The organism is Streptomyces sp. NPDC025618 (assembly GCF_055558795.1).
In genome coordinates this window covers 1-8,170 of sequence record NZ_JBVHLW010000083.1, presented here as the reverse complement: position 1 = coordinate 8,170, position 8,170 = coordinate 1, and the positions used below count along the sequence as shown (strand labels likewise).

Genomic DNA, 8,170 nt, shown 5'->3' with positions numbered 1-8,170 from the left:
CCTCACGCTCACGCTCGGACAACACCAGCTCGGCCAACCGCGGCCCCGGACGCCCCATGCATATCAAACGACGCATCAACGACTCAGGTCACTAGTGAACGTTGCAGAGCCATCTCGACGGTGTTCTCGCATAGCTGCCGCTGAGTGGTGAACGCCGAGTAACTTTTTGGCAACGGGTGCCGTCGGTATGACCAGCGCGCTGCGGGAGGTGGCCGCCAGGGGCTGGGACGTGCGTCCCGAGGGCCTCACTGTCGCCAGTCCCCAGCACCGCGCGAATGTCCTGCTCGGCGACTACGACACCGGCGGCCTCCATATCCCGCCCAGCCCCTACAACCCCCACTCTGAACCTCGACGGCGGGGGGGGTGCCCCTATGGGTTTCGTCAACCTGTGGGGGCGGGGTGTGGGTCGTAGAAGGTGCCGTCGCGGAGCATGGCGAAGAGGACGTCGGCTCTTCGTCTGGCGAGGCAGAGGAGGGCTTGGGTGTGGTGCTTTCCCTGAGCGGTCTTCTTGTCGTAGTAGGCCCGGGAGACCGGGTCGGCCAGGGCGGCGAACGCGGAGAGGAAGAAGGCCCGTTTGAGCTGCTTGTTTCCTCGTCGGGAGGGTTGTTCGCCGCGGATCGAGGAGCCGGAGTTGCGGGTTGCGGGGGCAAGCCCGGCGTAGGCGGCGAGGTGGGCGGCGGAGGGGAAGGTGCTGGCGTCGCCGACGTCGATGAGGATCCGTGCTCCGGTCCTGACGCCGATGCCCGGCATGGACGTCAGGACCTTGGAAAGAGGGTGGGCCTCCAGCAGTTGCTCGATCCGCGCTGTGAGGACTTTCCGCTGGTCAAGAACTGCTTGGAGCGAGCCGGCGAGGCTGGGGACGATCAGTGCGGCCGCGTCCGTGCCGGGCACGATGACGGTCTGCTCGTCGAGCGCGGTGAAGATGTCCTTGACCAGCCGCTCGGCCATCCTCGGTGCCTTCGGCCGGATCAGGTTCACCAGCCGCCGCCGTCCGGCCTTGCGGATCAGGGCCGGCGAGCCGAACTGGTCGGGCAGTTTGAGCACGGCCGGGTGCTGCACTCGCGGACCCAGCACCCGTTCGAGCGAGGGGTGGATCTGGGTGAGCAGGCCGCGGAGCCTGTTGCTGATCCGGGTGGCTTCGCCGGCCAGGTCGTCGTCGAAGCCCGCGATCAGCTCCAGCTCAGCGACCGTTTCGTCAGCGGGCTCGATCGCCCGCAGTGTGTGGGGCATCGAGCGGGCGGCGTCGGCGATGGCGAACGCGTCGCGGGCGTCGGTCTTGGCCTCGCCCGGATAGAGGTCGGCGATCCGCCGCATCGTCAGGCCCGGCAGATAGGCGACTTCGCAGCTCGTGTCGCGGGCCACCGCGAGCGGCAGGGCACCGGTCGAGGCGGGCTGGTCGACGACCACGAGCACGGTGCCGTGCTTGGACTTGAGCTTGCCGAAGACCTCGCGGAGCTTGGGCTCGCTGTTGGGCAGGCGCTTGTCGAAGGCCTTCTTCCCGGCCGGGGTGACGGCGGTGGCGTGGTGTTCACCCTTGCCGACATCCAGGCCGAGGAAAGCGCCGATGTCGCTGACGTCGGTCACGTGCGTCCTTCGGTAGTCCTCGCCCGGCCGTCCCATGGCACCGATCGCCACATCCACATTACGAAGAGCCTCCCGACCTGCGAAGAAGCCGGTGGTCATGCCCCTGATCAGCGGTCTGTCGATGCCTCCGGAGCCGGTGACACCACCCCCCAGGCCATGCGTTCCAATGCCGTTGCTTTAGTGGTCGTGCCATCGGTGGTTCAGCGTCACGACGACTGGGGAACGACGGTGGCTGGCGGGTTCTCCAGGGGCCTTACTGCCATAGCCGGTAATGCACGAGCGGATCTTGCGGGGGCAGTCACGGGGCCGGCGACGGGGTAACAGACTGCGGCCGATCTCGGCGAGCCCGAGGCGCCGGTCCCGTCTGCGGGCGGAGGGGGGAAAAGCCGCTCGGTGAGATCACCGTGCGGCGGACGACGTGCAGGGCCCGGGTGAACGAGGTCCGCTCTGCCGTACTGCGGTGCAGTCGGGCGGCTTCGTCCAGCAGGTCACGGGTGGCATGGTGCACGATCAGGTGCGCGTAGATCTCCTGCCGTACCCCGTCCGGGGACTGCGACCTGAGGACCGGCCGGCCGCGCTGGTGGGTCTTGATCTCGTCGAAGACCAGCTCGATCTCCCAGCGCCGGGCGTAGAGCGCGGCAAGCTCGGCGGCCGGGTACTTATCGTGATCGGTCAGGCTGGTGATCAGCCGGACGATGTCCGGCTGGCCGTCGACGCGGTACTCGATCACCCGGACCAGGGCCGGTGGGGTCTTGACCGTCCCGGCCGCCCTGCTGTGCTTGTTCGCCTCGATCCGGGCGAGGTAACTGCCGTCGGGCAGCACGTCCTGGACCCGGCGGGCCTTGCGCCGCTCGATCCGCCACAACAGGTGAGTGCCCTGGCCGCGCAGCCGGTGCCAGCGGGCCAGGCCCCACAGCCCGCGGTCGGCCAGCAACAGTGTCCCGCTCCCGACGTGGGCGTCCAGGGCATCGGAGACGATCCGTTCGGACTCCTTGAACCCGCCGATCACGGCGTCGAGCACAGCGTGGGAGGAACACTCGGCCACCGCGACCACGCGGGCCTGCGGATATCCCATCGGACTGCGCTGTGATCCCGACTTGCCGAATGCGCCGTTGTTCGCCGCCGAGTCCGGCACGGCCAGCAGTGTCCCGTCCAGGGCCAGCACCCGCAGCCCGTGGAAGAGAGCGTCCTGCCTGCCCAGCGGCCGGGCCACAGCCTGGAACAGTTCCCGCATCACGGTCCACCCGAGCCGCTGCCGGGCCCTGGTCAGTGAGGACTTGTTCACCCCGGTCCAGGGCCGCAGGCCCGGATCGCCGGTCTTCACCAGACGCAGGACCTCCAGGTAGTCGGCCTGCGGGAACAAGCACATCGCCAGGACGAAGTACACCGTGAACCGAGCGGACAGCAGACGCCGACGCTTCTCCGAGCGGCCAGCCTCATCGACCACCCGGTCCACCAGTTCCGGAGGGCACGACCGGGTCAGGACTCCCAGGCCCAGCCGTTCCAGACGGGATATCAGCACACCGACCCAACCGGCCGACAGCCTCAAAAGCAACGGCATTGCCATGCGTTCGACAGGGGGAGAAAGTCATGCCAACTCCGGAGGCCAGGCGCCCCATTGCGGGGCCACCAAGAAGGTAATGGGGGCGGCAACCTGACGCGGTGCTGAATTCCGGTGGCGAGCCCCCGGGGCGCACACACCGGTGTACCACCGGGGTATTCGGGTGCGCGGTGGTGCGGTGACGGCGCTTGTACGCCTATTGGGCGCTGGTGGTATGCGCCTTCCCTGCTCGCGGTATAGGGCTCAACTATGAAATGGAAGGCGGTGGTTGATTTCCCGCCCTTGGGCGGTCCCGTGCCGGTCGGGCGTCCCGCGACGATCCGTGTGGTTTCCCGGTACGGGTGTCCTCACCACGATCCCGTCACGCGTTCGGCGACCGTATCCTCTGAGCCGGCGTCGTGTGGCAGGGTCCACCGGCCGTCGGAGCCCTCGGCGACCGGCCCCCCTCTTTGTACTGCCCTGCGACCGCAGTGCGGTGAAAGCCAGGCCATCATGAAGTACTCCACTGTCCCTTTCACTCCCGCCGCCGGGTGTGGGCCTGTTCTCGTTCCGGGGGAGGTGTGGGTGGCCACCGAGATCCGGCATCCCGACGGGACGGTGATGCCGTGCCCGGCGGCGCCGTTACTGACGGGCGCGGGCGGGATGGCGGGCTACGGCTTCCGGGCCCGCACCGGCCCGGTGCGGGTGCTGCCCGCAGGAACCCCCAGCGACTTCCAACTGATGACCGCGTCCGCCAACGTGAGGTCACCCGGAGGCGGCGCTGCCGCCAGCGGGTCTGCGGTGGTGCTGGCGGTGGGTGTGATGGCGTCTCCCTGGCTGCTCAGGCCGGGTGGGCTGGTAAGGGCCATGCTGGGTGCCTGGGCGCGGGCGGTCCGCCCCCGTACGGTGGTGCTGGCGTCGTCGCGGTCGTTGTGTGCGGGGGTGGAGCGGGCGATCGAGGTGGTCGAGGTCCTGCTGGAACGTTACGCCGGGACCGGTCGTCCGGTGTTCGTGCGGAAGCAGATCGTCCACAATGCTCACGTCGTCCGTGATCTGGAGTCCCGTGGTGCGGTGTTCGTGGCGGAGCTGGATGAGGTGCCGGACGGGGCGGTGGTGGTGTTCTCCGCCCACGGCGTCTCCCCGCAGGTGCGCGCGGAAGCCGCACGCCGGGATCTGGAGGTGGTGGACGCCACCTGCCCACTGGTGACAAAGGTGCATTCCGAGGCCCGCCGGTTCGCCGCCCGCGGCGACACCGTGTTTTTCATCGGCCATGCGGGGCACGAGGAGACCGAGGGCACCCTCGGCGAAGCCCCGGAAGCAACGCTCCTGGTGCAGAGCCCCGGCGACGTGGCCGACCTGCAAATCCCAGACCCCGCCCGTATCTCCTACCTGACCCAGACCACCCTCGCCCTGGATGAGACAGCCGAGATCATCACTGCTCTGGAGAAGCGTTTCCCCGGCATCCGCGGCCCGGGCTCGGACGACATCTGCTACGCCACCACCAACCGCCAGCACGCCCTGAAAGCCGTCGCCGCGCAGAGCGATGTGGTGCTGGTGGTCGGCTCGGCCAACTCCTCGAACTCGGTACGCCTGGTGGAACGGGCACGGCGTAGTGGCACCCCGGCCCACCTCATCGATGACGCCACCGGCATCCGCCCGGAGTGGGTCAAGGACGCGGGCACGGTTGGTCTGAGTGCCGGGGCTTCCGCCCCGCAGGCCCTGGTCGACGACGTGGTCGCGGCGCTCGGGGGCTTGGGCCCGGTGACGGTTCGCGAGCACACCACCGTGACCGAGACAGTGACCTTCGGGCTGCCGGCGGCGGTGAGGTCCCGATGACTACCCGACCGGGCCGCCCCGCCCTGGCCACCGCGCAGCCTTCTGCCGGACCACAGACCCCGGCTCCTGCCGCTCGTACTGCTCCGTTCACCGGACCAGGTATCCCGCCCGCGCGCTTCCCCTTCCTGTCCGCCCTGACCACACCGAAGGACTTGCGAGGTCTCACGCACGACAACCTCTCGGCGCTGGCCGCCGAGATCCGTGTGTTCCTCATCGGCACGGTGTGTGCGACGGGCGGGCATCTGGGGCCGAACCTCGGCGTGGTCGAGCTGACGATGGCCCTGCACCGGGTCTTCGACTCACCCCGTGACACGGTGCTGTTCGACATCGGCCACCAAGGCTATGTGCACAAGCTTCTCACCGGCCGCGCTGAAGGCTTCGACCGGCTGCGGCAGGCCAGCGGCCCGTCCGGGTACCTGTCCCGGGCCGAGTCCGAGCATGATGTGATCGAGAACTCCCACGCCTCCACCGTCCTGTCCTACGCCGACGGCCTGGCCAAGGCCCGCCACCTCACCGACGAACCCGACCGTGCGGTGGTCGCCGTCATCGGAGACGGCGCCCTGACCGGCGGCATGTGCTGGGAAGCACTCAACAACCTCGGCGGCGCCCCCGACCGTCCCGTCGTGATCGTCCTCAACGACAACACACGCTCCTACGCCCCCACCATCGGGGCCCTCGCCGACCACCTGGAACAGCTGCGATCCACCACACCCGACAGCATCGACTGGCTGCTCAAGGCAGAACGACGCACAGGCGTACGCTCCACCGGCCCCGGCAATGCCGCCGGTACCGGCCGGGGGGAGGGAAGCCACGGCGGTCAGGACACCCGCGGTGACCTGTTCGAGGGGCCCGGCAGTACGCGGCCCAGCGGCAACGGGGATGGGGACGGCGCCCTGTTGCCGGGCCCGCTCCCTGTGGCCCGCAACCTCTTCCATCTCCTCGGTTTCGCTTATCTCGGTCCCGTCGACGGCCATCACCTGCCCTCCCTCGAGGAAGCCCTGGTCATGGCGCGGGATCTGCGCCGTCCGGTCGTGGTCCATGCGGTGACGGTCAAGGGCCGCGGCTACACACCGGCCGAGGCCGATGCGGCGGACTGCATGCACGCGGTAGGTGTCCTGGACCCGGCAACCGGCCGCCCCAGCACCGCTGGCGGCATCCCGTCGTGGACGAGCGTGTTCGCCGGGGAACTGTGTGCGCTGGGGGAACGGCACGAGAACATCGTCGCGGTCACCGCGGCGATGCCCGGCCCGACCGGCCTGGCCCGCTTCGGCGACCGCTTCCCGCACCGCTTCTTCGACGTCGGGATCGCCGAGCAGCACGCGGTGACCTCCGCCGCCGGTCTCGCGCTGGGCGGCTTCCACCCGGTCGTCGCGGTCTACGCCACGTTCCTGGGCCGGGCCTTCGACCAGGTCCTGATGGACGTCGCCCTCCACCAGTTGCCCGTCACCTTCGTCCTGGACCGGGCCGGGATCACCGGCCCCGACGGGCCGTCGCATCACGGCATGTGGGACCTCACCCTCCTCGGGGCGGTTCCGGGAATGCGGGTCGGTGTCCCGCGGGACGCCACCCGGTTGAAGGAGCTCCTCACCGAAGCCGTCACCCATGCCTCCGGCCCGACCGCCCTGCGCTTCCCCAAAGCCACCGTCACCGACGACATCCCCGCCCTGAAACGGCTTGGGCCCGTGGAGGTCCTGCATCACTGCCGTACGCGGGATGTGCTGCTGGTGGCGGTCGGTCCTTTGGCGAAGCCGGCGCTGGAGGCCGCGCGGTGTCTGGAGGGTCAGGGGATTGGGGTGACGGTCGCCGACCCCCGCTGGGTCCTGCCCGTCCCGCCCGAAATCACCGAACTCGCCATTACGCACCGGCTGGTGGTGACGGTGGAGGACAACACCCGCGCTGGCGGTGTGGGAACAGCGGTCGCCCGTGCGGTGGCCGACGCGGGCTCCCGCACCCCGGTGCGAGTCCTCGGCCTGCCCGGACGCTTCCTCGCCCACGGCACCCGCCCCGACATCCTCGCCGCCGCCGGGCTCACCACCCAGGGCATCGCCTACTCCGTCCTGCGCGCCCGCGCCGACCGCCCCCACAACGACGGGGGGCTGTGATGTTCACCTGGCCCGCTCACTGGCGTCCCCGTAGCCGGCCCGCCCAGCCTGCCTGGCCACCGGCCCACCACAACACTCCGGCGCCCGCCCCCGGTACGCCTCGCCCGGTGCCGTCCGGTGGCATAGGACAAGCCCCGGACCATGCCCGTACACCTCTGTTCCCCGTGGCCGCACCCGCGCAGGCACAGGCCGGGCTGTGCGAGGACGGGCAACGGGACGGTGCCGGGCGTCCGGTGCCGGTGCCGGGCGGGGATTGGGGAAGCGCTGCCGGTGCGCGGTCGGTGGTGGTGCTGGGGTCGACGGGTTCGGTCGGTTCCCAGGCAATCAACGTGATCACCGCCCACCCGGACCGGTTCCGTGCGGTAGTGCTGGCAGCGTCCGGTACAAACCCCGGCTTGCTGGCCCGGCAGGCCCTGCGGACCGGTGCCCGGATGGTCGCCATCACCGACCCGTCCGCGGCCAGGGACTTCACTGACGCCTTCACCACCCTGGCATGGGCGGAAGGCACACCCCGTCTCCCTCTGCCAGTGGTGCTGCCGGGTGCGGAGGGGCTGTCGGCGGCTGCCGGATGGCCGTGCGATGTCGTGCTCAACGCCCTCCCCGGGGCGGCGGGCCTGCCGGCTACGCTCACGGCGCTTGAGGCGGGGAGCCGGGTGGCGTTGGCGAACAAGGAATCCCTGGTCGCCGGGGGTGCGCTGGTGGCGAGGGCGGCGGGGCCGGGGCAGATCGTGCCGGTGGATTCCGAGCACAGCGCCATCATGCAGTGCCTGCCCGGCTGGGCCTACGCCTGCCCTGTCGCCGGTATCCAGCGCTTGGTCCTGACCTGCAGTGGCGGACCCTTCCGCACCCACACCCCAGCACAACTCGCCACCGTCACCCCTGCCCAGGCGCTTTCGCATCCGACGTGGCGGATGGGTCGCCTTGTCACGGTCAACTCCGCGACCCTGGTGAACAAGGGCCTGGAGATCATCGAGGCCCAGGCCTTGTTCAACCTGGGCTACGGCCGCATCACCGCGGTCATCCACCCCCAGTCCGTGGTGCACTCGATGGCCGAGTACGCCGACGGCTCCACCCTCGCCCAGGCCGCACCACCGGACATGCGCCTGCC

Annotated in this window: 5 protein-coding genes; 3 read left to right on the top strand and 2 right to left on the bottom strand. The window is 70.0% G+C overall.

What is annotated here, in order from left to right; translation table 11 throughout:
* Positions 1-381: 381 nt before the first annotated feature.
* On the bottom strand, positions 382-1,620 hold the full coding sequence (locus tag ACZ4A5_RS31365; RefSeq protein ID WP_467591713.1) for an IS110 family RNA-guided transposase: 1,239 nt from the start codon (positions 1,618-1,620) through the stop codon (positions 382-384).
* 262 nt (positions 1,621-1,882) lie between these two features.
* Positions 1,883-3,031 carry an IS4 family transposase gene (locus ACZ4A5_RS31360; protein WP_467591708.1) on the bottom strand — a complete coding sequence of 383 codons (1,149 nt, stop codon included), beginning with the start codon at positions 3,029-3,031 and terminating at the stop codon, positions 1,883-1,885.
* Positions 3,032-3,709: 678 nt separating this feature from the next.
* On the opposite strand from ACZ4A5_RS31360, the gene ispH reads away from it, so the two are divergent.
* The 3 genes from ispH to ACZ4A5_RS31345 form a co-directional block, all read left to right on the top strand.
* The gene (gene ispH, locus ACZ4A5_RS31355; RefSeq protein ID WP_467591705.1) at positions 3,710-4,960 is read left to right on the top strand and encodes a 4-hydroxy-3-methylbut-2-enyl diphosphate reductase; all 1,251 of its coding nucleotides are present in this window, start codon (positions 3,710-3,712) and stop codon (positions 4,958-4,960) included.
* 101 nt (positions 4,961-5,061) lie between these two features.
* A complete protein-coding gene (locus ACZ4A5_RS31350; protein WP_467591710.1) occupies positions 5,062-7,062 on the top strand; it encodes a 1-deoxy-D-xylulose-5-phosphate synthase in 2,001 nt (666 codons plus the stop codon).
* Between the two features lie 164 nt (positions 7,063-7,226).
* Positions 7,227-8,170: 1-deoxy-D-xylulose-5-phosphate reductoisomerase (locus tag ACZ4A5_RS31345; RefSeq protein WP_467591702.1), on the top strand; the 944-nt coding region annotated here is incomplete at its 3' end.